This is a genomic window from Pedobacter cryoconitis, assembly GCF_014200605.1.
Taxonomy (GTDB): Bacteria; Bacteroidota; Bacteroidia; order Sphingobacteriales; family Sphingobacteriaceae; genus Pedobacter; species Pedobacter cryoconitis_B.
In genome coordinates, this window is record NZ_JACHCE010000013.1 from 94,211 (window position 1) to 120,704 (window position 26,494).

Genomic DNA, 26,494 nt, shown 5'->3' on the forward strand with positions numbered 1-26,494 from the left:
ATGAAAATCAAGGTTTTCCTTATTATATTTCTATTTATCTCTATATTCAGGCTCTCTGCCCAGACTTCTTCTGGTTCTTTACATGGTAATATTGTTTCTTTTGATAACGAACCCATTCCAAATGCCAATATCGTCCTTCAAAATACAGCACTTAAAACCACTACTGATCTCAATGGAAATTTCAACTTTAAAAATGTCCCTGCGGGAACATATGTATTGATAGTTTCCAATGTCGGTTATACTGCTAAAAGACAAAACCTGGTTATTGAAACAGGAAAAAAGCTAAAGCTCAGTTTTCAACTTTCAAAAAGCAGACAGGAACTCAACGAAATTGCGATAAGCGGTACTAAAAACCATTATAAGGTAAAACGATCCGGTACTTCGACAAGAATGGATATTCCATTATTAACCACCCCACAATCTGTACAGGTAGTTTCTAATCAGGTCATCAAAGACCGTCAGGCATTTACATTAAATGAAATTTCAAATTCATTTACCGGGATGAAAGCCAATAACGGAAGTGGTTCTTTCAGCATCCGTGGTTTTACTGCTTATTCACCTACAGATGCAAGTTTTCTCTTATATAATGGAATTCGCGGCAATTTATACCTGTGGAGCCAGCAACCATTACTCTACAACATTGAAAATGTAGAATTACTGCGTGGTCCCTCAGGTGCATTGTTTAGTGAAGGTTCACCGGGAGGAGTTATCAATTTTGTAACTAAAAAGCCACTGGAAAAAGAAAGATATGAATTTGATGCTGCTATCGGCAGCTGGAATTTCAAACGTTTCTCAGCCGATCTAACCGGGCCTTTGTCTAAAAACAAAAAATTGCTTTACCGTGCGGTCATTGGTTATGATAAATCAAAAAGCTTCAGAGATTATCAGGATAAAGAGAACATTTTTATCGCACCTTCCCTAACTTATCTTTTTTCGCATAAAACTGATTTGAATTTAGAAATCAATTACGCGCATCAAAAAACCAATCAGCAATATGATAACGGTACTTATATCCGTACCAACCCTGATGGAACATTTGATTTCAACTATTATCCAAATAACCTGACTGTACAAAGCCCGGCCGATTATGGAAAAACAGACAATGCATCTGCAACCCTTACTTTTAATCATCAATTTAATGATCGGCTGAAACTCACAGCTGTACACCGTGCAGTCCATAGTAAACTGGATTATACAGATCACATCCCCGTAGGTAAAATAAGAAATGACTCTATCAGCCGTGGTTATCAGGATTGGGAAACCAGCCGTTTCAGCTTACAGACCACAGCTTATTTAGCTTATCAGACCCATACTGGCTCCTTAAAACATCATATCATTACCGGTGTTGATTATAACCGTTATGGATGGACTAAAAATGATTATCAGTATAAGCCTGCCACACGCATTTCGATCTTTAATCCAGATTATAGTAACGATCCGCCCGCAGCCTCTGTTAAAGCACAGGAATCTGATGATAATAAAAGAATTACTAATCTTATTGGTGTATATGTCCAGGATCAGATTAGCCTGGGTGAAAAAATTAAAACTTTACTATCCCTTCGTTATGATTCGTACAATGCTAAAGAAACGCCACTTTCTGCCAGAGACAATAAACAGGGCGATGAACTGCAGGCTTCCGGGTTTATTCCCCGTGCCGGACTGGTTTATTTACCTGCTGATCATATTTCTCTCTACGCCAGCTTTTTAAAATCTTTTAATCCGCAAACCTCCAACAATGTTTTATCAGGAGGTCCTTTTCCTACCCGCAGAGCCACACAATATGAAATTGGTTATAAAGGAGATTTCTTTAACAATACCCTTTCTACCAGTGTTTCTCTTTACCAGATCAGGTATGCGAATATTCTGGCTTCAGCACCAACAGAAGAAAATTCTCATCGCCAGGAAGCGCTTAAAGGAACAAGAAGCAATGGTATCGAATTTTCAGCTACCGGTACGATACAAAATTTTAATATCATAGCCGGTTACGCTTATAACGATCACGTGATTCTCAGTACCAGTACCTTTGGTAAAAAAGGTGACCGCTTTAGTAATGCCCCAAAACATATCGCCAATTTATGGTTGAAATATAATGTTACAAAATGGATAGTAAAGGGAGCTGGTCTGGCTGCAGGAGTCAGATACGTAAGTGATCAGGTAGGTCAGATTACAAATCAGAGTTTTGTATTCCCGTCTTATACCGTTCTTGATGCCGCAATTAACTACCGCAGGGGAAAATACAATATACAGCTCAATGCCTATAACTTAACAGACAAACGTTATTTCACCGGCAGCCGTTCCAGCACGGTAACAGGTGGTTTGGGTGATCCGCTGAATTACAGATTAGGCATAAGTTACCTGATTCAATGAAGAAGATAAATTTAACACGTGTGCTGGTTTTTTCAATACATAGCTGGCTGGGCTTAATAACAGGTATATTTCTACTCTTACTGGGTATAAGCGGATCTGGTCTGGTCTTTTTAAAAGAAATAGATGAAAGCGTGCATGCAGAACTGCTAACGGTAAAACCTACAGGTAAACCTTTACCATTGGATAGTTTCTATCTTAAAATCGCCCGCAGCCATCCAAAAATCAAAGGGATAGCCTGGCTCAATCCTGCCGCAGCTCCAGACCGGGCCTATGAATTCAGACTGTATCAGAATGACGGTAAAATCAGCACCTACGATCTGGGCATGGTCAGTATGAACCCTTATACCGGAAAGGTATTAAGAGAAGGAAATCTGAAAGATTTCAATACTGGTTTTATGCATTGGCTAATCCAGTTTCACTGGAGTTTTCAATTAGGGCTCCCCGGGCTTTTGATGGCAACCGTATTTGCCATTACCATGTTAATTTCGATCATAACCGGTCTGATCATTTACCGGAAATATATCTGGAAAGTATTGACCTTCAGGGTTGGGATTAAATGGAAAAACCAGAGTACCATTGCCTCTGGCTTACATCGTGTGGTTGGCGTATGGGCCCTGGCTTTTAACCTGGTTATATTTTTCACAGGCTTCTGGATGAACATGTTTGCTTTTGATCCGGCTTACTGGCAAAAGCAAACATCTCCCTGCCCGGCAAATGTTTTAGCGAAACAGCCATTGGAAGGACTTTTACAGAAAGCCTTTGAAAAGATGCCGGACTTAATTCCATTAAGCGTTTATATGCCCACACAGCCAGGCAGCGATTTCAAGGTAAGCGGAACATTAAAGGATCAGCATCCATTATTTCAGGGTGGAAATTCCGTTTCTTTCGACGCCGGAAACGGACAGCTGACAGCTACCAAAAAGTTTAGCGAAAAAAGTCTGTGGGCAAAAACAGAAACAAGTTTCTTTCCTTTACATACCGGTAATTTCGGTGGTATTCCTGTGAAGATATTATATGTTCTGATAGGTTTATTACCCGGTTTATTATCAATTACCGGTTTTATGCTTTGGTGGAGAAAGATAAAATAAGAGCTGAACAAAAAATGGATGCTTCCAAAAAGGAGCATCCATTTTTAAATCATTCCATGATCTTTAATTTCAGGTATTTCTCTCGTAAACAAAAGTATCCCTCATTCTTCCCTTCATCTCAAAGTGCTTTTTAATTAACCTGATTCTGAAAAAACCACAGCGTTTTAAAACTGCCTGAGAAGCCAGATTTAAAACATCGCAGGTAGCCTCAATAGTTTTCACGGCTAATTCTTCCGCAGCATACCTGATTAAAGCATTTGTAGCTTCTGCAGCATATCCATTTCTCCAGTATAACGGGTTAATAATATAACCCAGATTTCCTTTATGCGCTTGTTTGGTATCAAATCTAAAACCACAGCCCCCAATCAGCAGGGCTTCTTCTTTTAATACAATAGCTAATTCAAAACTGGTCCTTGGGCTGGCTTGATTAAGTTCCAGTACATTAGCAATAAATTCTTTAGTATCAGTTTCACTATTCGGTCCCCAATTCTCATAAATCAGGATTCCTTCCTGCTGCGCATACCCGTGAATCATTTTCCAGTCTGAGGCTATATATTCTCTGAGTATTAACCTTTCCGTCTCTATCCAGATGTCCATCTCTATTCTACTGTTTTAAGTACCATTGCACCAAGAGGTGCAATATTGATCAGAATAGAATAGTCCCTGCCATTTGCTTTGACAGTTTCAGGCTCAAAAACACTTGTATTCAGTTTACCACTTCCAAAAAACTCCGTTTCATCACTATTAAATATTTCTTTCCACGAAGCTTTAAATGGCAGGCCTATTCTATAATCCTGTCTGTAAACAGGTGTCATGTTCAAGATCACAATCAGCGTATCTTTTGCTTTATGCCCTTTACGGGTGTATACATAAATAGAATGATTACTGTCATCTGCACTGATCCATTCAAAACCCTCCGCAGAGAAATTAAAATCATATAAACCAGGTTCTGTACGGTACAGCTTATTTAGTGCCTTCACATAGGTCTGCATTCCTGAATGAGATTTATAACGCAGTAAGTCCCAATCCAGAGATCTGGTAAAGTTCCATTCTCCGTTCTGCGCAAATTCGTTCCCCATAAAAAGAAGCTTAGTTCCTGGCTGAGTAAACATGTAAGCATATAAAAGACGCAGGTTAGCATGTTTTCGCCATTCATCACCTGGCATTTTATAAATCATAGATGATTTACCATGCACCACCTCATCGTGTGAAAAAGGAAGCATAAACTTTTCAGAAAAAGCATAAGTAATACTGAAGGTAAGCTGATGATGGTTATATTTTCTGTCAATAGGGTCAGTCTTAAAATACTTAAGTGTATCATTCATCCAGCCCATCATCCATTTCATACCAAAACCTAAACCTCCTTCACTTACCGGATGGGTCACCCCCGGGTAAGTACTGCTTTCTTCCGCTATAGTTTGTACCCCTTTAAAATTAGTGTATATAGAGTCATTCAGATCTTTAAGAAACTGGATGGCCCCCAGATTTTCCGAGCCGCCAAATTCATTCGTCGCTGCATCTCCCGACTTTCTTGAAAAATCAAAATACAGCATAGAAGCCACCGCATCTACACGTAAACCATCCGCATGGAACTGATCCAGCCAGTACATTGCGTTGCTGATCAGAAAAGACCTCACTTCATTCCGGTCATAATTGAAGATATATGATTTCCAGTCGGGATGAAACCCTTTACGCATATCCGCATGTTCATACAAGTGCGTCCCGTCAAAATGGAACAACCCATGTGCATCACCAGGAAAATGTGAAGGGACCCAGTCCAGAATTACCGCAATATCATTTTTATGAAACTCTTCAATCAGGTACATCAGTTCCTGTGGTGTACCATGTCTGGAACTAGCCGCAAAATATCCGGTAATCTGATAACCCCAGGATGGATAATAAGGATATTCCATAATCGGCATCAGCTCGACATGGGTAAAGCCCATTTCCACTACATAAGGCACCAGGCTATTGGCTATTTCCTTATAAGTTAATATACGTTCCGGTTCTGAAGGGTCACGCTGCCACGAACCTAAATGGACTTCATAAACAGACATTGGCTGATCCAGTGCATTTAATACAGGACGCTTTTTCAACCATGCTTTATCTTTCCATTTATAAGCAGTATCCCAAACTACAGAAGCTGTTTGCGGCGGATGCTCCCATCTTGTGGCAAAAGGGTCACCTTTTTCATAATTCTTGCCATCAAACCCTTTGATAAAATATTTATAAACTGTCCCCTTGCCCAATTCCGGGATAAAACCTTCCCAGATTCCCGAAGCATCAAGTCTTTTATATAATCTGTGCGAATTTGTATGCCATCCATTGAAATCTCCCGTTACATAGACATCCTGCGCATTTGGAGCCCATACAGAGAAATAAGTACCCTCAGTATCGTTCATTTTCAAAAGATGTGCGCCCATCTTCTCATATAAACGAAAATGTTTGCCCGAAATAAACAAGGCGATATCAAAATCTGTCAGTAAACTAAAAATCCAGACAGGTGCATCAGCAGATACGGTAATAATTTCTTTCACAGGATTTCCCTGATTCGCTTTAGCCATTAGTATAAAGGATTATATGTTTTTAAAATCTCACTCTCCTTGAATTTGTATTACAGCGAAGTTTTTATGGGTCTTAAAACGTAAGCAGTTTCTCTCATCCGTATGGAAACCTTTAATTTCCACTCCATCTACAATCACTTTGACCACGCCAAAAGGTATCCCGATTAAGTTATAATTATAGGTTTCGTAATTCGGCGTATACAAACCTTCCAGTTTTTGCTGGATCAGCAGACGGCGATCATTCCCTTTAACAGTAAACTTCTTCTCCGAATAAATATCCTGCTCATAAGCAAAAGTATCTCCATGATCTTCAAAGAAAAACGAATTCACTTCATAATCAGCATAATAAATATTCAATAATACTTCATCAACATTTTTCTCTCCAACGTACTGCATCACCGGATACTCCGGAATAACAGCTCCCGCTTTGATGAAGATAGGCATATCTTCTAATGGTGCGTCTATTAAATGTTCATTTTCACCGGCAAGCAAACTATGTGTCCAGAAATTATACCATTGTCCCTTTGGTAAATAAACTGTTCTTGAAACAGCACCTTGCTCTAAGATCGGGCAAACCAGGATTTTATCGCCGAAGGCAAATTCATCCTGTCTGAAATGGTTGCTCACATTTTCCTGCTCCAGCATAACCAGAGGTCTTAAAATAGGAAAACCATAACGGTGATGTTCCCAGAAAACGGAATACAGATAAGGCATTAAGCGGTATCTCAGTTCAATAAACTTACGGTTGATTGCAGTATAAGGCTCTCCGAAACTCCAGGGCTCTCTTTCGGCAGTATCCCCCGCAGAGTGTGCACGCATAAAAGGAGAAAATGTACCTAACTGAATCCATCTGGTAAATAACTCCCCATCAGGTTCCCCGCTAAAGCCACCGATATCAGTCCCGCAAAAAGGAACTCCTGATACAGACATCCGCTGACATTGTATATTTCCAATTTTCAAATGCTCCCAGCTCGCCACATTATCCCCCGTCCATACACAACCATAACGCTGCATTCCGGCATATCCGGCACGTGTAATGGTAAAAGGACGTTTATTGCGCATCAATTTTTTCAGTCCGTCATAAGTTGAACGCACCATTTGCATTCCATAAACATTATGTGCTTTACGGTGCGATCCTCTGTGTCCGTCATAATTATGGCGGACATCATTTGGAAATGTTCCTGCCCCGAAAACCGCCGGTTCATTCATATCATTCCAAACTCCGGCAACCCCCATATCTACCAGTTCTTTATACAAACCACCCCACCATTCTCTTACTGTTGGGTTCGTGAAATCAGGGAACTGACATCTGCCGGGCCATACGTGACCTTCCATAAAGTAATCATCACTCCTTCTGCAGAAATAATTATTTTCTTTTCCTTCCTTAAACACCCAGTAATTGTCATCGACTTTAATTCCCGGATCGATCATCACCACCGTCTTGAAACCGTCATCTGCCAGCTCCTTGATCATCTTTCTCGGATCAGGAAAATGCTTTTTGTTCCAGGTGAAACAGCGATAGCCATCCATATAATCGATATCAAAATAGATCGCATCACAAGGGATATCCCTTGAACGGAACCCTTCTGCTACTGCTTTTACCTTAGTCTCCGGATAATAGCTCCAGCGGCATTGATGATAACCCAAAGCCCATTTTGGTGGCATAGGATGGGTTCCGGTCAAACTTTGATAACGTTTAACCACGTCCATCATATGAGGGCCGTGAATATAATAATATTGCAATTCACCACCATCAGACCAGAAACTGGTCTTATCGTTATCTTCTTTTCCAAAATCAAAATAAGAGCGGAAGGTATTGTCAAAGAAAATACCGTAAGCAGCTTTCTGGTGCACACCTGTATAAAAAGGGATAGTTCTGTATAGCGGGTCCTGATCCCAGCCAAAAGAATAAGCATCAGTATTCCAGTTCTGAAAATGACGGCCGCGCAGGTTCATATTTCCGGATTTATCCCCAAGACCGAAAAAGTTCTCTTCAGGAAAACATTTCTTGGTTGCAAAAACATAGTAGCCACCAAAATCTGCATTTTCTTCCCAGTGCATTGGAGAAGCATCCTCGCTCATCACCATTTGTGTAAGATTCTCTATAAAAGAAATATGAAAATCTGCCTTTCTGATCTTACAAGTAATTGTATTGGTAGAAATTGCATAATAATCTTCTTCTTCATCCATACTGAAAGTACTCACTTTCTGATCCACTACCGGAACAGCATAAGAAAACTCTTCCAGAAAAACACTGTGCGGGGCCAGTCTGACGCGGATAATCTCATTACTGACTACCCTGACTTCCACGCAGGCTTCACCATCCGAGAAGAAAAACTTGTTCCCTTCTTTACGCACTTCCTGAACATGAGTCAGATATTTCTTAACTATCGGTTTTAAGGCAAGTACCGGATTGTTCAAATGCTGAATAGTTGTTTCAACAATTTCCTTAATATTGTCGTTATCCTTTATTTCGTTTCCTTGTTCTTCGAATTCTTCCATAAAAAGGTTTCCGTAATCTGTTTGTCTATGTAAATTGTCTTGTTACTATAGCTAAAGTGTTAATTATTATGCCAAAACACAAAGTTTTTCATATATAATTCGAACAACCTTTTAAAGGTTCCCGACTTAACATACGCTTTGCTGAATCTATTTAGCTTTTTCTTTAACAAACCAAATTACATCTACATATGAAACACATAAATTTTTCGAACATTAGCAATCAATCCAGTTTTATATTAAATTGCCATAGAATACCATTATATAAAATTCTTTAATCGGCAATTCAATTCATATGAGGAACAAATTCAAAGCATTCATTTGCGTCATTATACCAGTACTGTTAGCTTTTGTCTTAAATACCAAATTTGGCAGTCTTCCGCCTCTTTTGAAATTCCTTAATCCTTTTACCGGTTTTTGGCAAAATGCCGAGAAAATGAGTATCTCAAAACAAAGCACATTGCAACTAAAAAGGACTAAAGAATCTGTAGATGTAGTTTTCGATGACCGAATGATCCCTCATATTTTCGCAAAAAATGATCATGATGTTTATTATACACAAGGTTATATCACAGCAATGAACCGTTTATGGCAAATGGATTTTCAAACCCGTTATGCAGCCGGCAGATTATCGGAAGTGGTAGGCTCAAAAGCAATCGAACTGGACAGATATCAGCGTCGTATGGGTATGGTCTACGGAGCAGAGAATTCATTAAAAGGAATGATGGAAAACCCCAAATCAAAAGCAATGATTGAGGCTTATACAGCTGGTATTAATGATTATATACATTCTCTTTCCAGTGCACAGCTTCCTCTGGAATATAAAATACTGGATTTTACCCCAGAAGACTGGACACCTGTTAAATGTGCTTTAATGCTTAAACAAATGGCAGCCGTACTAGCCATTCGTTCTGATGAGTTTTACATGAGTAATATTATGAAGAAATACGGTACAGCGGTAACTTCCGATTTATTTCCAGATTACCCTTTCCGTGAAGATCCGATTATCCCTGTAGGAACAAAATGGGATTTTAAGCCATTATCTATTCCTAAAGCACCTGTCAACCCAGCTGAAACGGCTACAACTCAAATAAAAACCAAACCGGTAGAAGAAGGTATAGGCAGTAATAACTGGGCTTTATCCGGTGCAAAAACAGCTTCAGGTTATCCGATTCTGGCCAATGATCCGCATTTGAATTTAACCTTGCCTTCTATCTGGTACCAGGTTCAGTTACACGCACCAGGATTAAATACTTATGGCGTATCCCTTCCCGGCGCTCCGGGCATCATTATTGGCTACAACAAAGACATTGCATGGGGAGTAACCAATGTTGCAGCAGATGTACTTGATTTTTTTCAGATCACCTTTAAAGATGATTCCCACAGACAATACAAATACAACAATCAGTGGAAAAACACCACCATGAGATTGGAAACCATCAAAATCAGGAATGCAAAAAGCGAGATAGATACCGTTTTCTACACTCATCACGGCCCGGTAGTTTATACAAAGAAGCCCGATAAATTCAAAATGGCCGACTATGTTCCTACAGGAAATGCAATGCGCTGGATAGCTCATGATAAATCAAATGAAATTATGACTTTCTATGAGTTGAACCGGGGTAAAAACTATAACGATTATAGAAAAGCATTAAGATACTTTGACTCCCCTGCTCAGAACTTCATCTTTGCTTCATCGGCTAATGATATTGCCATTACCGCTAATGGAAAATTCCCATTGAAATGGAAAGACCAGGGTAAATTTATTCTCGACGGATCTGATCCTGCAAACGACTGGCAGGGATGGATACCCAATGCGCAAAATCCTACAGTTAAAAATCCTCCCAGAAATTTTGTCAGTTCTGCAAACCAATCCTCTACTGATCCCTCCTATCCATACTATATCAATTGGGAATTTAGCCCATACGAAAGAGGCAAGCGAATTAATGACATGCTAAAAGTTATGAATAAGGCTACTGTCGACAGTATCAGGATTATGCAGAGCGATAGTTACAGTATTCTTGCTCAAAACCTGCTCCCTGCTTTATTATCAAAAATAGACGCCTCAAAATTAAATGCAACGCAAAAAGAAGCATTAAGCATAACTGCAAAATGGAATAAATTCTACACTGCTAAAGCTGTGGCCGGAAGTATCTTTGATTTATGGACAACCCGCTTGTTTGATGATATCTGGGCAGATGATTTTACCTTCGCCTCTGTACCTATGCGTTACCCCTCAAAAGACCGTACAACAGAACTCATTTTAAAAGATCCTAACTCAAAATGGTTCGATAATGTGAATACACCACAAAAAGAAACCCTGAATGATCTGGTTAACGAAGCTTTTAAATATGCTTGTGATAGTCTGGAGCGGAAATACGGACCTATTGGCAAGAACTGGCAGTGGGCAAACGTCAAAAAAACCAATATCCCGCATCTTGCAAAAATACCTGGCATGGGCTCTGAAGTCTTAATGATCGGTGGAGCGAAAAGTACGATCAATGCTTTGAGTGAAAGCAATGGACCTTCCTGGAGAATGGTCGTTGAATTAGGCAAAACACCTAAAGGCCACGGTGTATATCCTGGCGGACAATCTGGTAATCCAGGAAGCTTCTTCTATGACGACATGCTGACCACCTGGGCAGACGGCAAATTATATGACCTTTACCTCATGAATTCTGTGGATGACAAACAAGGAAAAGTTCTTTCTCATTTAAAAATTTCTAAAAAATAGCACATGGTCTTTCTCGTTATACTTATCGCTTCTTTTCTATTACAAATGATTTTGCCCTGGTGGATCATTGTCATCATTTCATTCGTTACCTGCGGATTAATTGGTAAAACTGCAAAACTATCCTTATGGCAACCATTTTTTGCTATTCTCTTATTATGGACAGGTGTGGCCCTGTACAAGAGCCTCCCTAACCACAATCTGCTGAGTTCCCGTGTTGCCGAAATGTTCGGTCTGCATGCCTGGTGGTTGATCCTGGTAGTTTCTGTACTCTTAGGTGGATTTGTAGCAGCAGTAAGCGGTTATTGTGGTTATCAGTTCAGAAAAGCTGTATTGATAAAAAAAACAAACCCATAAAATTAAGGAGCCGTTAAAAATTCATCTAATGATCTGTTTGTGTATTTTTGCAACGTGAAAACTTTAATTCCTCAAATATTTTCTATCCGCGATGATGAACAATTTAATGAAGCCGCACTGGCTATCTTTAAATATCAGGCAGAATTTTGTGTTCCTTATCACCAGTTTATAACCAACCTGAATATTAAGGCAGATCAGATAACCCGCGTTGCTGATATACCTTACCTGCCAATCAGCTTTTTCAAAAGCCACACTGTGGTTAGCAATACTGAAAAGGAAGAGATCATTTTCAGTAGCTCAGGTACCACAGGCCAAATTCAAAGCAAACATTTTGTCACTGACCTCAAGGTTTACGAAGACAGCTTCAATAAAGCCTTTGAACAGTTTTATGGTAAGATAGAAGATACTTGTCTGCTTGCTTTACTGCCCTCCTATCTTGAAAGAGACGGTTCTTCGCTGATTTATATGATTGATGCCTTACTTAATCAGAGTAAACATCCTGACAGCGGCTATTTTCTGCATAACCATGAAGAGCTTTTCAATAAATTAAATACTTTAAAAGCGGCTGGTCAGAAAACCATTTTAATCGGTGTAACCTATGCTTTACTTGATTTTCTGGAACTTTACCAGGTAAACTTTCCTGAATTAACCGTAATGGAAACAGGCGGTATGAAAGGAAAAAGAAAAGAAATGGTCCGCGAAGAATTACATGAAATACTAACCAGCGGATTTGGTGTGGATGCTATTCATAGTGAATACGGAATGACCGAGTTGCTATCCCAGGCTTACTCTTCAGGAAATGGTGTTTTTGATTGCCCTAACTGGATGAAGATTGTGTTAAGGGATACAAATGATCCCCTAACACTTCTCAATTCTAATCAGACAGGAGGAATAAATATCATTGATCTGGCAAATATCAACTCCTGTTCGTTTATCGCTACTCAGGATCTGGGCCGTTTACTGCCTGGCGGTTCCTTTGAAGTACTGGGCCGTTTTGACAATGCAGACATCAGAGGCTGTAACCTATTGGTTCAGTAAACTACGCTGCGATTAGCAGGAAGTAGTTCTTTTTACCTTTCTGAACGATTATATATTGATCATTAATCAGGTTGCTGGCAGTATAACTGGCAGTAACCTCTGCAACTTTTTCTTTATTAATACTCAGTCCGCCACCTTGTATTGTTTTCTTCACTTCACCTTTTGAAGGGAACACATTAGTTTTTTCGGCTAATAAAGTCGCTACATCAATTCCAGCGTTCAATTCTTCACGGTTGATTGTAAACTGAGGCACACCTTCAAATATCTCCAGGATATGAGCCGGGCTCAAACTCTCCAGGAATGATAAAGAACCATTACCAAATAAGAATTCCGAAGTCTTCAATGCAGTTTCCAGCGCAGCCTCAGAGTGTGTTCTTACGGTAATATCAGTAGCAAGAGCTTTCTGTAGAATCCTTAAATGTGGTGCTGCATCATGTTCTGCTTCCAGTTTCTCTAATTCCGGTTGCGTAAGTAAAGTAAAAATGCGTATCCATGCTCTGGCATCCGAATCCGTAGCATTCAGCCAGAACTGGTAATATTTATAAGGAGAAGTTTTTTCAGGATCTAACCAGATTGCACCGCTTTCAGTTTTTCCGAATTTAGTACCGTCTGTTTTTTTAATCAGCTGCGTAGTTAACCCATAGGCAGTGCCTCTGTCTTTTCTTCTGATAAATTCTGTTCCGGTTACAATATTTCCCCATTGATCAGAACCACCCATTTGAATGGTACAGTTCATATTTTTCCATAAATAATAAAAATCATATCCCTGGATCAATTGGTAACTGAACTCCGTAAAAGACATCCCGGTATCACCTTCCAGACGTTTTTTAACGCTGTCTTTGGCCATCATATAGTTCACAGTGATATGTTTTCCTACATCTCTGATAAAGTTCAGGAAACTGAAGCCTTTAAACCAATCTGCATTATTTACCATTACAGCACCATTACCTTCCGCACTGAAATCTAAAAATTGATTCAACTGTTTTTTGATACCATCCAGGTTATGAGCCAGTGCTTCTTCAGTCAGTAAATTTCTTTCCTCAGATTTTCCGGACGGATCACCAACCATACCAGTAGCACCACCAACAAGTGCATAAGGCTTGTGCCCGGCACGCTGAAAGTGAATTAACGTCATTATCTGTGTCAGGTGACCAACATGTAAAGAGTCTGCTGTAGGATCAAAACCTATATACCCTGAGCACATGCCTTCATTTAATTTATCTTCTGCATTGGGCATGATATCGTGTAACATGCCTCTCCATCTTAATTCATCAACAAAATTGGTCATCGCTTTATAATTTCGCCAAAGATAAGAAACCGTTTGTTTAAATTTAGATTTGAATAAAAGATCATCTTGGACAGATTCTTGTCAGGTTTTAATTATTATAGGCTATTTTGGCCATTTATCAGAATGCCCCGTTAAAAAAACTCTATTTTTAAAGCAATGAACTTTCTTTCGCATTTTTATTTCGAACGGCAAAACCCCAATGATTACATGGTGATGGGAGTTGTTTTGCCAGACCTGATTAAAAATGCAGATAAAGACTGGAACCTCAACCCGCAAAAAGATGAATACCTTTTTAGGGATGTACCCGATTATGCAGCGCTTTTAAGCGGATGGAAAAGACATCTTGAAGTAGACCGGATATTTCATTCCTCAGCATTCTTTAAAGAACAAACCGCCCTGCTTAAACAATTAATTTTGCCTGCTTTACAAACCGGGCCGGTAAAACCTTTCTTTTTAGCTCATATCGGGCTGGAGCTGCTATTAGATCATTTACTCTTAACTCAAAATAAGGTAGATACAGCTCATTTTTACAAACAGCTAAAAAGTGCCCATACTGAATCCCTGACTGGATTTTTAAAATATGCAGGTTTACCTGATCAGGGAAGATTTGATGATTTCCTGAGTAAATTCATCGCTAACGAATACTTGTTCAGCTATGAGAAAATTGAAAATATTACTTATGCCTTAAACCGTATATGTATGCGTTTATGGCTTAATCCATTTACAAATTCACAATTAGATAAGCTCACACTGCAGCTCGGAGAATTCAAACAGCAGCTGAATAAGCAGGGTTACCTGAGCATATTTAAGCAGATAGAAGAAGAATTGGATAAACAGTCCTTTTAGCGAAAAAAAAACATCAAAATCAAACCAGCAAATCAGCCTATTTAGTACCTTCGCCTTATGTCGCAATCCACTATAAAAGACACTATGGACGCCTTGGTTAATGAACTTAACCAACACAGTTATAATTATTATGTACTGGCAATGCCTACCATTGCCGATTATGAGTTTGACAAGAAACTGGAAGAACTTGGACAACTGGAAAAAGAACATCCGGAATTTGCCGATCCTGATTCGCCTACCTTAAAAGTTGGCGGTGATATCACTAAAAACTTCGTTACTGTAAAGCACAGATGGCCTATGCTATCCCTGGGCAACACCTATAACGAACAGGATCTGCGCGACTTTGATGAACGGATCAAAAAATCAATTGGTGATAATTTCGAATATGTTTGCGAATTAAAGTTCGACGGACTTTCTATTAGCCTGACTTACCAGGATAACCAGTTGCTTAGGGCCGTTACCCGTGGTGACGGGACTAAAGGCGATGACGTCACTGCCAATGTAAAAACAATCAGTAATATTCCCCATCATTTAAAAAAGGCAGATACACCTGCATTATTTGAAATCAGGGGAGAAATATTAATGCATAGTGCTGCTTTTGAAAGACTGAACAAAGAAAGAGAAGAACTCGGAGAAGTACCTTATGCAAATCCACGAAACTTTGCTTCCGGTACTATAAAAATGCAGGACCCTAAAGAAGTAGCAAAAAGGCCACTGGATGCTTTCTTTTATTCGCTTCACACCGAAAAAGAGCATTTCAAAACTCACTATGAAAGTCTGCAGGCCCTTAATAAATGGGGTTTCCATGTTTCTGAACATACCAGGCTAAGCAGTAATATTGACCAGGTTCTGGAATTTATCCATTACTGGGAAAATGAACGGTTTAAACTCAGCTACGATATCGACGGGATCGTAATTAAAGTAAACAGTTTCACGCAGCAGCAGGAATTGGGCTTTACTGCCAAGTCTCCACGCTGGGCAATTTCCTATAAATACAAAGCACAGGAAGTAGAAACCATTCTCGAAAGTGTAAGTTACCAGGTTGGACGTACTGGCGCAGTTACTCCCGTGGCCAATTTAAAACCTGTATTGCTTGCCGGGACTACAGTTAAGCGTGCTACCCTGCATAATGCCAATGAGATTGAAAGACTGGACCTCCATGTTGGAGACAGTGTTTTTGTAGAAAAAGGCGGTGAAATCATCCCTAAGATTATTGAAGTAAATCTGGAGAAAAGAAAAGAAGGTGCACAAAGGGTGATTTATCCTTCCAACTGTCCTGAATGTGGTACTGAATTAGTCCGTAAAGAAGGCGAAGTGGCATTTTATTGTCTGAATGATGAAGGCTGCCGGCCTCAGATCGTTGGTAAAATACAGCATTTTATCTCCAGAAAAGCAATGAATATTGATGGACTGGGTGATGAAACCATAGAATCTTTTTATCAGAAAGGCTTATTAGGCCATATCAGTGATTTATATACTTTAAAAGACAGGGCAGACCAGCTTAAGAACATAGAAAGGTTTGGAGAGCGTTCTATAGAGAATATGCTAAAGGGTATCGAACTATCGAAACAAATGCCTTTTGAAAAAGTACTTTTTGGTTTGGGAATCAGATATGTAGGAGAAACTGTAGCCAGAAAGCTGGCTGTTGGGACCGGTCATATTGACCGTTTAATTGCTGCTACACACGAAGAACTAACGGCAATAGATGAAATTGGAGGACGTATTGCAGAAAGTATTATCGAATATTTCAGCAAAGAAGCACATATTGAGCAAATTAACTTACTGAAATCCTATGGTTTACAATTTGAAGCTATCCATACAGTGATTACACTGGATAGTGACAGATTAACTGGAAAAACATTCGTAATTTCGGGAGTTTTTGAACAATACAGCAGAGAAGAGCTGAAAGATATGATTGAAAGTAATGGCGGGAAGATATTAAGCAGTATTTCCGCTAAATTGAATTATCTGCTTGCAGGTGATAATATGGGCCCATCAAAATTAGAGAAAGCCCAAAAACTGAACGTTCCCCTGATTTCGGAGAACGACTTATTAGAGATGTTGAATAAAGATTAAAAAAATGAACAAATTTCATGGAACAGGTGTAGCCCTTGTTACGCCATTTAATGCAGACGGATCAGTAGATTTCGACGGTTTAAAAAAACTGATCAACTACCAGATCGATGGAAAGGTAGAATACCTGGTATCATTAGGTACTACAGGTGAAACAGCAACACTCAATAAGGACGAAAAGAAGAAGATCTGGGCATTTACAGCAGAAATAAATAATGGCAGATTGCCACTTATCGCTGGTATAGGTGGTAACAATACAGCCGAAGTTGTTCAGGAAATCAAAGATTTTGACGGCAGCTTAGGTTATGACGCCATACTTTCAGCAAGCCCATATTACAATAAACCTACACAAGAAGGAATCTATCAGCACTATAAAGCCATCAGTGAAGCAACAGACTTAGCTGTATTGCTTTATAACGTTCCGGGCCGTACAGCAAGTAATGTGAGCGCAGAAACAACCTGCCGTTTAGCAACAGACTGCAAAAACATTATCGGAACAAAAGAAGCTTCAGGTAATTTTGATCAGTTCAACCAGATTATGAGAGACAAACCAGCTGACTTCATGCTGATCTCTGGTGATGATCCTGTTGCATTGCCAATGATTGCCTTAGGCGCTGTTGGTGTAATTTCTGTAGTTGGAAATGCAATTCCCCTATCGTTCTCAGAAATGATCAGATTATGTCTTAAAGGTGATTTTAAAGCTGCTCAGGCAATGCATTTGAAAATGGTTGAATTCACCCGCTTAGTCTTTGAAGAAGGCAATCCGGCAGGAATTAAAGCTGCATTGAAATATTTCAATGTTTGTGGTGACCAGGTTCGTTTACCATTAGTACCAGCATCAGGACGCCTTGCACAACTGATCAGTACGCAAATCAAACAGATCAGTATCTAAATAGCATTTAAAGCTATACAAAAAACGCCCCGGTATTACCGGGGCGCTATAAAATTCAAAACAAGAAATTGGTTTAAGCCTCTTTGTTTTTGGTTTCCTGAATCTCTAAACGGATAGCCTGAGCTATGTTTTTAAGATCCTGCATTCCTTTACGGACACGAGTTCCGGCTGCACTGTTGGCTTTGTTGTAAAACTTGTCTGCATCAGCTTCTAATGTGGTAACAAGCTTTTTTAACTCCTCAAATTTTTTCATTTTCTAATTACCTTTTGGTTTATTATTAGGTTTGATTAATACTCAATTACTAATGTAGGTGGTTTATTCTAATAAATGAAAAATTACCATTACAATTAAAAACACTAAAACCGTGTTTTTATCCACAAAAAGCATGGTTATTCACAAATTTGTCAATAAAATTAAGATATATCACTGAAAAACAGATAAATACAAAATAAGCCAAATAAAAAACGCCCTTTACATAAAGCAAAGGGCGTTTTTTATTTATGGAGATCAGTCTATTCAGGACTGAATTTATTGTCATTATAATAGCCGCTTTTCAGTTTGTCCGACACTTCGCTGAAAGCTTCCAGTGTACGCTCTACATCTTCTAAGGTATGCATAGCTGTTGGTATCAGTCTCAATGAAATTAAGCCTTTAGGAATAACAGGATAGACTACAATCGAACAGAAGATACCATAGTTCTCACGCAGGTCCATAGTCAGTGCCGTAGCCTGTAATAATTCACCCTTTAAGAAAACCGGGGTAACCATCGTATCAGTAATACCCAAATCAAATCCACGTGCTCTTAATCCTTTTTGCAGTGTAGTCGCGATATCCCAAAGTCTTTCTCTTAATTCAGGATTGTTTTTCAACAAATCAAGCCGTTTAAGCAAGCCCATTACCATTGGCATTGGCAATGCTTTAGCAAAAGTCTGAGAACGCATATTATAGCGCAGGAAATTAGTGATCTCTTCTGTAGAAGCCACAAAAGCACCAATTCCAGCCATTGATTTTGCGAATGTTCCGAAATAAATATCTACCCCTTCAATACAATCCTGCTCTTCATGTGTTCCGGCACCGGTTTTACCCATCGTACCAAACCCATGTGCATCGTCAATTAACAAACGGAAATTGAAATCTGCTTTCAGGTCAATGATTTCCTTTAATTTACCCTGTGCACCTGACATTCCAAAAACACCTTCTGTAATCACAAGTATACCACCGCCAGAACCTTCCACCAATTTAGTAGCACGTTCCAGTTGTTTACGGGCACTTTCTATATCGTTATGCTTATAAACAAAACGTTTCCCTAAATGAAGACGCAAACCATCAATAATACAAGCATGGCACTCTCCATCGTAAACGATCACATCATTTCTATCTACAAGACAATCAATGATAGATAACATTCCCTGGTAACCATAGTTAAGCAGGAATGCATCGGGCTTACCTACAAATTCTGCCAGTTCCTGTTCTAATTGCTCATGGTATTTAGAATTTCCAGACATCATTCTGGCCCCCATAGGGTAAGCCATTCCAAAATCTGCAGCTCCTTTTGAATCAGCTTCTCTTACTTCCGGGTGATTCGCTAATCCAAGATAATTATTTAAACTCCAAACCAAATGTTCTTTACCCCGAAAATTCATATGTGGTGCAATGGGTCCTTCTAGTTTTGGGAAGGAAAAATATCCATGTGACCATTTCTGGTGCTGCCCAAGCGGGCCCATATGTTTTGCTATCTTTTCAAAAATATCCAATGTATCTGTATTTAAGTTGTCTTATTATTTTATGCAAATTTAAGCTTTCTACGGCTCAAATACAAGATTGGACTAAAACGGTCCATCTTGCTGAATGGCATACGATTATTATGCCAAAAAAGCCCTAACAAGAGATTGTTAAGGCTTTTTTGTTAATTTTTATATTTGAAGATTAATCAACGTTATCGTGAAGGAATGAATTGTTAGGTCTGATTTCAGTACTTCCCTCTTCATCATTGCTCAATGTGAACCTTGATACCTGCGATTCTGATGAATGCTGCACCTGTTGTAACTGCGTTTGTTTACGTTTATAAGCCGGTTCATTTTCAAGTTCCTGCAGTCCATTGGTTGTACGCAATTTCATGCTCAGATCTTTAAGCCTCATAATGCGCTCCTTAGATTTTTTAAGCTGATCTTCAATAGATTCGTCGCTCTTATCATCATCCAGACCCGGAACAGCAATTTCTTCCTGTCTTTGTGCAGCCGGCTCGTTATAATTTGACTTAGGTGTTTCAAAAACGAAATCAGTTTCTGATGTTTTCAATTCAAAGTCTATCCCTGCTTCCTGTTTATTTTCGGCAGGTGCAGATTCTTCTTCTACCAGTGTATGTCTGATGATACCATTGTCAGAATCATCTCTTCTGTTTTTATTACCACTGTACATGTCGCCGAAAAGATCAGATTGTTTCAGATCATCTTTCAGTTTCATCACCGGCTCATTCATATAAGCACCAGCCTTTGGCTCAATAAAAGAGTTAACAGGTTCTAATGGTTTTACTAAAGGGGCCTCTTCAGGAGTTAATAAAGAAATTTTCTTTACGTTCTTTTTATCGTGGGCACGTTGTTCTGTAGTCTGGAATCCTGTAGCAATGATCGTTACAGAAAGTTTCTCTCCAAGGTTCTCATCAATACAGTTACCCCAGATCAGATCTGCGGTTAAACCAGCTTTATCCTGAATATAATCCGTGATAATAGCTACCTCATCCATTGTAACCTCTTTTAAACCAGAACTGATGTTCAGCAGGATATATCTTGCACCTTCAATCTCGTTGTCTTTCAACAGCGGAGAAGCTAATGCACCTTCAACAGCAAGTAAAGCACGGTTTTCCCCCTCACAGGCAAAACTACCCATGATAGAAACACCGCTGTCTTTCATTACTGTACGCACATCTTTAAAATCCACGTTGATATAACCAGGAACCGTTATGATTTCGGCAATACCTTTTGCCGCAGTTGTCAAAATATCATCTGCCTGTGCGAAAGCGGAACCTAAAGTCAGGTTACCAAATATTTCACGTAAACGATCATTTGAAATCACAAGATAAGAATCTACGTATTTCTTCAGTTCGTCCAGACCATCTTCTGCCTGCATTTTACGTCTTTTACCTTCGAAAGAGAAAGGCGTGGTAATAATAGCCACAGTTAAAATGTCAAGTTCTTTCGCTGCCTGAGCAATGATTGGACTAGCACCTGTTCCTGTACCACCTCCCATACCTGCAGTAATAAACAGCATTTTTGTAGTACTGCCTAACATGCTTTTGATATCGTCTATATTTTCAATAGCCGAATTTTTCCCCACTTCCGGAATCGAGCCTGCACCCATTCCCTCGGTTAAACTTGCACCAAGTTGTACTTTATTAGGTATAGGGCTGAACTCCAATGCCTGGGCATCAGTGTTACAGATTATAAAATCTACACCTGCAATTCCTTGACGGTACATATGGTTAACCGCATTACCACCACCGCCACCAACACCAATTACCTTGATGATTGATGACTTATCTTTTAACATTTCAAAATACATATATTTATGAATCAGTTACTTAAAAATTGGTTTTACCTGTTCATCTCTCATTGTAATATTAACACTTTTTCAACACACGTTTTCCACAAGTGTTTGGAATGTGGAAAAATCGTTCATTGTGGATAAATATTACGGTTTTATATAATCCTCGTCACTGACGTTCATGTCGTCTTTGATAAAATCCTTAGTTTTCGCTAATAATTTATCAAATAATCCACCGCCCGGACGCTTAACTTTATCCTTCACAACAGCTGGTCTTTCGACATAAATACCTGGCTGTTTCAATTCTTCAATTAACTCTTCGGCCTTTTGAATTCCTTTAATCAGCAAGCCTACGCTGGTCGCGTACATTGGGCTTTTCAAGTCATCATAGATCGTCTTAGGCATATCCTCATATTTCGACAAATGTTCATTCGGATAACCTACACGACAATCAAGTCCTGTTACATATTCTACCAATTGAGAAAGGTGCTTTAATAACGCTCCACCACCAGTAATAACAACACCACCGATTAGTTTTTTCTCATAACCAGAAGATTTAATTTCGTAATAAACATGCTCAATGATTTCTTCCATACGGGCCTGGATTACATAAGCAAGATTTTTTACCGAAATTTCTTTTGGTTCCCTGCCACGCAGACCTGGTACACAAATGATTTCATTTTCTTTATTCTCTTCAGCTAAAGCAGAACCAAAACGTGTTTTCAACAATTCAGCCTGATTTCTCATCACTGAACATCCTTCACGAATATCTTCAGTCACACTATTTCCACCAAAAGGGATAACCGCAGTATGACGAATAATACCTTCATGGAAAATCGCAATATCAGTAGTACCACCACCTATATCCACCAAAGCAATGCCTGCTTCTTTTTCTTCATCACTTAAAACAGATTCAGAAGAAGCAAGCGGTTCTAAAATTAACTCCTGAGTTTGCAGACCTGCATTGGTCACACATCTCATGATATTTTTAACAGCTGTTACCTGACCTGAAATGATATGGAAATTCGCTTCTAAACGAACACCCGCCATACCGATCGGATCTTTTACACCTGGTTCATTATCGACAGTAAATTCTTGTGGCAGTACATGGATGATCTCTTCTCCCGGGGGCATAACCAGTTTGAACATATCATCAATTAACTTATCCAGATCTTTTTTACTGATCTCATTATTCAGTTCTCTTCTTGTCAGGATTCCACGGTGCTGTAAACTCTTGATATGCTGACCAGCAATACCAACGTTTACTACACGTACTTCCACATTGGACTGACCGCTCGCCAATTCAACGGCCTGTGAAATACCCTGTACAGTTTTTTGTATGTTGGAAACCACACCACGGGTTACGCCCGCAGACTCTGCTTTCCCAATACCCAAAACCTCAATCTTGCCATGCTGTGTTCTGCGACCAACTATCACACAGATTTTTGTGGTACCGATGTCCAATCCCACTACAATTGGAGACTGAACGGTGGTTTTTTCTTTGCCCATAACTATATCTATTTGTCGAATTATCTAATTTTTGCTTTTCTGGTATCTTAATTTATCTTTTGTGATTTTCCTTCGGGCCCGTTATCAGGGGGCTGCTGGTTTAACCACTGTTTTATTTGATTTTGCTTTTACTTTATCTTTTACTGTTTTTGTTTCCCCATTAACCGGTTTATGTGTCACATTTACTGGTTTATTTGTTACAGTAGCTGTTTTATGTGTCACAACAGCTGATTTCTGCGCAGTTTTTACCGGTTTAGGAATAACCTTCACTGGTTTATGTACAGCTTTAGCAACCGCCGGCACACTCTTTTTCACTGCAGGTACAACAAAATCAGCTGTTTCAGGATTATTCCTTAATTCAGCTGCAATTTCTGCTTTGACCAAAGAATCCATCACTTTCTTTGCCGATGCAATTGTTGGTTTTGCAGGTTTAGCCTTACCCGTCAAAGCCAATAACGGATCAGGATTGTTCTTTTCACAAACAACCTGATTGGTATATTTTATGTTGATGGTTTTGTAAGTATCCCAGCCCACCTTTGGCATGGCCTCTTTGTAAAAGGTCAGCAGGTTGGTCATTTTCGTCTGGAGAGAATCCGCATTACCTAAAATGATACGCTGGTTACCTACCCTTGGTATCAATTCTATATCATCTTTATCATTAACAAATATCTGTTCAATTTGTGAGTCCCACAACGTGTCTTTTTTCAAAAATAATGCCGTTTTATACAAATCTGAGGCCATTTTAGTAATCAAAGTATCAACCTTTCCACTAAAGTGCTCTAAAATATGTCCGTTCGCTACCACAACATTTGCCGTAAAGTTCGGAGACACAGGCATTTTCAGTCCATTTTTATCAATATAAAAATCTTGTCCGCTAGAGCTGATAATTCTTAATAAAGGTTGTCTCTGACTAATTTCTATATGAATCACACCCTCCATATCTGCATAAACTGTAGCTAATGCGATATATGGATTTGACTTAATTTTTTCTTCAATCGCATGCAGGTTGATTTGCTCTAGTTTACGCCCGATCAGCTTGCCTTCATTCTGTTTTAATATCGCATCAATTTCTTCCCTTTCGATAAAATTATCTGCTCCGGGAATAAGAATTTTAATATTAGTAACCGTGACTGTATTCTTTTTTACCGATACAAAGCTCATGAGTGTAACTATTCCGCCAAGACAAACTATCCAGGCAAAACATTTAAACACAAACTTCCAATCGATCCTTTTAAACATGAGTCAAAATATTTTTTAACGGTTGAATCAAAGTATCTATATCACCAGCACCCACAGTCACTAACAACTCTGGCTGGCTTTCCTTTATATACGTCAGCACTTCTTCTTTTTGGATTACCCTGCTATTTTCGAGCGTTAATTTTGCGCTTAAAAACGCTGCATTTATCCCCTCCATAGGCAGTTCCCTTGCAGGATAGATATCCAGCAGCAGTAACTCATCCACCGTACTTAAAACCTTTGCAAAATCAGCTGCAAAGTCACGGGTACGGCTAAACAAATGCGGCTGAAAAATAACAGTCATCTTTTTATCCGGATATAATTGTCTTACTGCATCAAAACAAGCACGCAGTTCTTCAGGGTGATGTGCATAATCATCAATATAGACATGCTTATCTTCCCTTACAATGTATTCGAATCTTCTTTTTACTCCTTTAAAACTTGCAATAGCTGCCTTTACCTTTACCGGATCTATACCCAGCTGAAGAGCCGTTGCCATAGCAACAGTAGCATTCTCTACATTATGTTTTCCAGGCAGCATCAATGGAATATCCTGAATACTTACCTTTTCATCTTTATAATCGAAAACGAAATTTCCTTCTTCTACCCTGATATTTAAAGCCTGAACGATAGAATCCGTACCTGCACCATAAGTAATTCCCTTTTGAAGCGGTAAACCCTGCTTAAAGAATAAAACCCCATCCGTTTTCAACTGTTCAGCGAACAAATGAAATGATTCATGCAACTGCTCAGCATCCCCGTAAATATCCAGGTGATCTGCGTCCATGGAAGTAATCACCGCAATATCCGGATGCAGCGTTAAAAAAGAACGGTCATATTCATCAGCTTCCACCACCACTACATTATTATCACCAAGCAGAAAATTGCTCTGATAATTCGTTGTAATCCCGCCTAAAAATGCAGTACATCCATAACCGGTATCAGTCAGGATATGTGCCACTATAGATGACGTAGTTGTTTTACCATGCGTACCTGCAACGGCAATACAAAACTGGCCTTTACTGATGATTCCTAAAACCTGTGAACGTTTCTGCAAATTGAAACCCTCAGTTCTGAAATAATTCAGTAATACAGCATCAGCAGGAACAGCAGGAGTATAAACAATCAGTGTCTCCTTAGCTGTCACCCTGAATTCATCAGGTAATGAACTTAGTTCATCAGCATAAGAAATCAGAATCCCTTCCTCTTCCAGTGTCCGGGTCAGAACAGTGCTGGTTTTATCATATCCACCTACCAGGCAGCCACGTTTTTTGAAATAACGTGCAAGCGCACTCATCCCGATACCACCGGCACCAATAAAATAAACGCGTTTGATTAAATCCAGTTCCATTTATATATCTTTCTTAACTACTAATTTCAACACCTCTTTTGCAATCAGTTCATCTGCCCGTGGCAAGGCCATTTCACCAATGTTTACTGATAAAGTTTCACAGCGCGCTTCATCATTCAATAACTCCAGTGCCTGTGCAACCAATGTATCTTCTGCAGCCCGGTCATTGATTAATAATGCTGCATTCCTTTTCACCAATGCCATTGCATTTTTGGTCTGATGATCTTCGGCCACATTAGGCGAAGGCACCAGGATTACCGGTTTTTTAATTAAACAGAGTTCAGCGATTGTTCCTGCACCTGCCCTTGATATAATTACATCGGCAGCTGCATAAGCCAGATCCATCTGATTTAAAAATTCCAGTACACGTATGTTCGGATGAAAATCAGCCCCTATACGCCCTATAATTCCTGCATAATAATATTTACCGGTTTGCCAGATTAACTGTACATCCTGATCGATAAAATCCTGCAGATGTTTTTCAATACTTTTATTTAATGTCCCGGCACCTAGACTTCCTCCTGTCACTAAAACAGTTTTCTTTAGCGGGTCAAGTTTCAGCAATTCCGAACCATGGAAACGCTTATTGTAAATATCTATAACCTCTTTACGCACAGGGTTACCAGTTTTCAGTACCCGGTCAGCCGGAAAAAACTTGTCCATTTCATCAAATGCCACACAAATTTTAGCAGCTTTTTTTCCAAGTCTTTTATTGGTCATACCTGCATATGAATTCTGCTCTTGTATCAGGTATGGGATGTTTTTCCAGGAAGCGGCAAATAAAACCGGCCCCGAAGCGTAACCACCAACACCAACAGCTACATCCGGTTTGAAAGTTGAAATCAGCTTTAACGCTTTCTGCATACTTTCAATCAGTTTAAAAGGCAGGCTCAGATTTTTAAGTATTGACCCTCTTTGTATGCCACTGATATTTAATCCTACAATTTTGTAACCGGCAGCAGGAACCTTTTCCATTTCCATTCTGCCAAGCGCACCTACAAATAATATTTCACAATCAGGCTCAATGCGTTTTAGCGCATTAGCTATAGCAATGGCCGGAAAAATATGTCCGCCAGTACCACCTCCTGAAATGATTATTCTTGTTGGTCTCATT

Annotated in this window: 19 protein-coding genes; 8 read left to right on the forward strand and 11 right to left on the reverse strand. The window is 39.3% G+C overall.

Features of this window, described 5'->3' with window-relative positions; all coding sequences use genetic code 11:
- Both HDE68_RS25700 and HDE68_RS25705 read left to right on the forward strand, forming a co-directional pair.
- Complete coding sequence (locus HDE68_RS25700; protein ID WP_183885486.1) at positions 1-2,367, forward strand: TonB-dependent receptor; 2,367 nt, start codon at positions 1-3, stop codon at positions 2,365-2,367.
- Complete coding sequence (locus HDE68_RS25705; protein ID WP_183885488.1) at positions 2,364-3,455, forward strand: PepSY-associated TM helix domain-containing protein; 1,092 nt, start codon at positions 2,364-2,366, stop codon at positions 3,453-3,455. The genes HDE68_RS25700 and HDE68_RS25705 overlap by 4 nt, the downstream gene beginning before the upstream one ends.
- 69 nt (positions 3,456-3,524) lie before the next feature.
- Here HDE68_RS25705 and HDE68_RS25710 read toward each other — a convergent pair whose 3' ends face one another.
- From HDE68_RS25710 to HDE68_RS25720, 3 genes are read right to left on the reverse strand one after another with little or no spacing between them, the layout of a single operon-like run.
- Positions 3,525-4,052 (reverse strand): GNAT family N-acetyltransferase, encoded by a 528-nt coding sequence (locus HDE68_RS25710; protein WP_183885490.1) that lies wholly within the window; start codon positions 4,050-4,052, stop codon positions 3,525-3,527.
- A gap of 2 nt (positions 4,053-4,054) precedes the next feature.
- Positions 4,055-6,019, reverse strand: coding sequence for a 1,4-alpha-glucan branching protein GlgB (gene glgB / locus HDE68_RS25715; RefSeq protein WP_183885492.1), 1,965 nt, complete (start codon positions 6,017-6,019; stop codon positions 4,055-4,057).
- A gap of 30 nt (positions 6,020-6,049) precedes the next feature.
- Positions 6,050-8,521 (reverse strand): glycoside hydrolase family 31 protein, encoded by a 2,472-nt coding sequence (locus HDE68_RS25720; protein ID WP_183885494.1) that lies wholly within the window; start codon positions 8,519-8,521, stop codon positions 6,050-6,052.
- Between the two features lie 292 nt (positions 8,522-8,813).
- Between HDE68_RS25720 and HDE68_RS25725 the strand changes: the two genes are divergently transcribed.
- Genes HDE68_RS25725 through HDE68_RS25735 form a run of 3 tightly spaced genes read left to right on the forward strand, consistent with a single transcriptional unit; the run spans position 8,814 to position 12,644 of the window.
- A complete protein-coding gene (locus HDE68_RS25725; protein ID WP_183885496.1) occupies positions 8,814-11,252 on the forward strand; it encodes a penicillin acylase family protein in 2,439 nt (812 codons plus the stop codon).
- Between the two features lie 3 nt (positions 11,253-11,255).
- The gene (locus HDE68_RS25730; RefSeq protein ID WP_183885498.1) at positions 11,256-11,606 is read left to right on the forward strand and encodes a hypothetical protein; all 351 of its coding nucleotides are present in this window, start codon (positions 11,256-11,258) and stop codon (positions 11,604-11,606) included.
- A 54-nt stretch (positions 11,607-11,660) separates the two neighbouring features.
- Positions 11,661-12,644: an acyl transferase gene (locus tag HDE68_RS25735; RefSeq protein WP_183885500.1), complete on the forward strand. Its 984-nt coding sequence runs from the start codon at positions 11,661-11,663 to the stop codon at positions 12,642-12,644.
- A 1-nt stretch (position 12,645) separates the two neighbouring features.
- Here HDE68_RS25735 and tyrS read toward each other — a convergent pair whose 3' ends face one another.
- Positions 12,646-13,932 carry a tyrosine--tRNA ligase gene (gene tyrS / locus HDE68_RS25740; RefSeq protein ID WP_183885502.1) on the reverse strand — a complete coding sequence of 429 codons (1,287 nt, stop codon included), beginning with the start codon at positions 13,930-13,932 and terminating at the stop codon, positions 12,646-12,648.
- Between the two features lie 156 nt (positions 13,933-14,088).
- Here tyrS and HDE68_RS25745 point away from each other — a divergent pair, with 156 nt between their 5' ends.
- From HDE68_RS25745 to dapA, 3 genes are read left to right on the forward strand one after another with little or no spacing between them, the layout of a single operon-like run.
- Complete coding sequence (locus HDE68_RS25745; protein WP_183885504.1) at positions 14,089-14,778, forward strand: hypothetical protein; 690 nt, start codon at positions 14,089-14,091, stop codon at positions 14,776-14,778.
- A gap of 57 nt (positions 14,779-14,835) precedes the next feature.
- Positions 14,836-16,854: an NAD-dependent DNA ligase LigA gene (gene ligA / locus HDE68_RS25750; protein WP_183885506.1), complete on the forward strand. Its 2,019-nt coding sequence runs from the start codon at positions 14,836-14,838 to the stop codon at positions 16,852-16,854.
- Positions 16,855-16,858: 4 nt separating this feature from the next.
- Positions 16,859-17,743, forward strand: a complete 885-nt coding sequence (gene dapA, locus HDE68_RS25755; protein ID WP_183885508.1) for a 4-hydroxy-tetrahydrodipicolinate synthase — start codon at positions 16,859-16,861, stop codon at positions 17,741-17,743.
- A gap of 73 nt (positions 17,744-17,816) precedes the next feature.
- Here the strand turns inward: dapA and HDE68_RS25760 are convergent, their stop codons facing one another.
- The 7 genes from HDE68_RS25760 to murG form a co-directional block, all read right to left on the reverse strand.
- Positions 17,817-17,996, reverse strand: coding sequence for a histone H1 (locus HDE68_RS25760; protein ID WP_183885510.1), 180 nt, complete (start codon positions 17,994-17,996; stop codon positions 17,817-17,819).
- A gap of 260 nt (positions 17,997-18,256) precedes the next feature.
- A complete protein-coding gene (locus HDE68_RS25765) occupies positions 18,257-19,498 on the reverse strand; it encodes an aminotransferase class I/II-fold pyridoxal phosphate-dependent enzyme (RefSeq protein WP_183885512.1) in 1,242 nt (413 codons plus the stop codon).
- Between the two features lie 172 nt (positions 19,499-19,670).
- The gene (gene ftsZ / locus HDE68_RS25770) at positions 19,671-21,302 is read right to left on the reverse strand and encodes a cell division protein FtsZ (protein ID WP_183885514.1); all 1,632 of its coding nucleotides are present in this window, start codon (positions 21,300-21,302) and stop codon (positions 19,671-19,673) included.
- Between the two features lie 129 nt (positions 21,303-21,431).
- Positions 21,432-22,793: a cell division protein FtsA gene (gene ftsA / locus HDE68_RS25775; RefSeq protein ID WP_183885516.1), complete on the reverse strand. Its 1,362-nt coding sequence runs from the start codon at positions 22,791-22,793 to the stop codon at positions 21,432-21,434.
- 84 nt (positions 22,794-22,877) lie between these two features.
- Complete coding sequence (locus HDE68_RS25780; protein WP_260171869.1) at positions 22,878-24,032, reverse strand: cell division protein FtsQ/DivIB; 1,155 nt, start codon at positions 24,030-24,032, stop codon at positions 22,878-22,880.
- Entirely contained in the window at positions 24,025-25,380 is a 1,356-nt protein-coding gene (gene murC, locus HDE68_RS25785) for a UDP-N-acetylmuramate--L-alanine ligase (protein ID WP_183885518.1), read from the reverse strand. The genes HDE68_RS25780 and murC overlap by 8 nt, the downstream gene beginning before the upstream one ends.
- Positions 25,381-26,493 (reverse strand): undecaprenyldiphospho-muramoylpentapeptide beta-N-acetylglucosaminyltransferase, encoded by a 1,113-nt coding sequence (gene murG / locus HDE68_RS25790; protein WP_183885520.1) that lies wholly within the window; start codon positions 26,491-26,493, stop codon positions 25,381-25,383. It abuts the gene before it with no gap.
- Position 26,494 lies beyond the last annotated feature (1 nt).

Coding starts and splice junctions, on each gene's coding strand:
- HDE68_RS25700 (WP_183885486.1), top strand. CDS start 1: ATGAAAATCAAGGTTTTCCTTATTATATTTCTATTTATCTCTATATTC.
- HDE68_RS25705 (WP_183885488.1), top strand. CDS start 2,364: ATGAAGAAGATAAATTTAACACGTGTGCTGGTTTTTTCAATACATAGC.
- HDE68_RS25710 (WP_183885490.1), bottom strand. CDS start 4,052: ATGGACATCTGGATAGAGACGGAAAGGTTAATACTCAGAGAATATATA.
- glgB (WP_183885492.1), bottom strand. CDS start 6,019: ATGGCTAAAGCGAATCAGGGAAATCCTGTGAAAGAAATTATTACCGTA.
- HDE68_RS25720 (WP_183885494.1), bottom strand. CDS start 8,521: ATGGAAGAATTCGAAGAACAAGGAAACGAAATAAAGGATAACGACAAT.
- HDE68_RS25725 (WP_183885496.1), top strand. CDS start 8,814: ATGAGGAACAAATTCAAAGCATTCATTTGCGTCATTATACCAGTACTG.
- HDE68_RS25730 (WP_183885498.1), top strand. CDS start 11,256: ATGGTCTTTCTCGTTATACTTATCGCTTCTTTTCTATTACAAATGATT.
- tyrS (WP_183885502.1), bottom strand. CDS start 13,932: ATGACCAATTTTGTTGATGAATTAAGATGGAGAGGCATGTTACACGAT.
- HDE68_RS25745 (WP_183885504.1), top strand. CDS start 14,089: ATGAACTTTCTTTCGCATTTTTATTTCGAACGGCAAAACCCCAATGAT.
- ligA (WP_183885506.1), top strand. CDS start 14,836: ATGTCGCAATCCACTATAAAAGACACTATGGACGCCTTGGTTAATGAA.
- dapA (WP_183885508.1), top strand. CDS start 16,859: ATGAACAAATTTCATGGAACAGGTGTAGCCCTTGTTACGCCATTTAAT.
- HDE68_RS25760 (WP_183885510.1), bottom strand. CDS start 17,996: ATGAAAAAATTTGAGGAGTTAAAAAAGCTTGTTACCACATTAGAAGCT.
- ftsZ (WP_183885514.1), bottom strand. CDS start 21,302: ATGTATTTTGAAATGTTAAAAGATAAGTCATCAATCATCAAGGTAATT.
- ftsA (WP_183885516.1), bottom strand. CDS start 22,793: ATGGGCAAAGAAAAAACCACCGTTCAGTCTCCAATTGTAGTGGGATTG.
- HDE68_RS25780 (WP_260171869.1), bottom strand. CDS start 24,032: ATGTTTAAAAGGATCGATTGGAAGTTTGTGTTTAAATGTTTTGCCTGG.
- murC (WP_183885518.1), bottom strand. CDS start 25,380: ATGGAACTGGATTTAATCAAACGCGTTTATTTTATTGGTGCCGGTGGT.
- murG (WP_183885520.1), bottom strand. CDS start 26,493: ATGAGACCAACAAGAATAATCATTTCAGGAGGTGGTACTGGCGGACAT.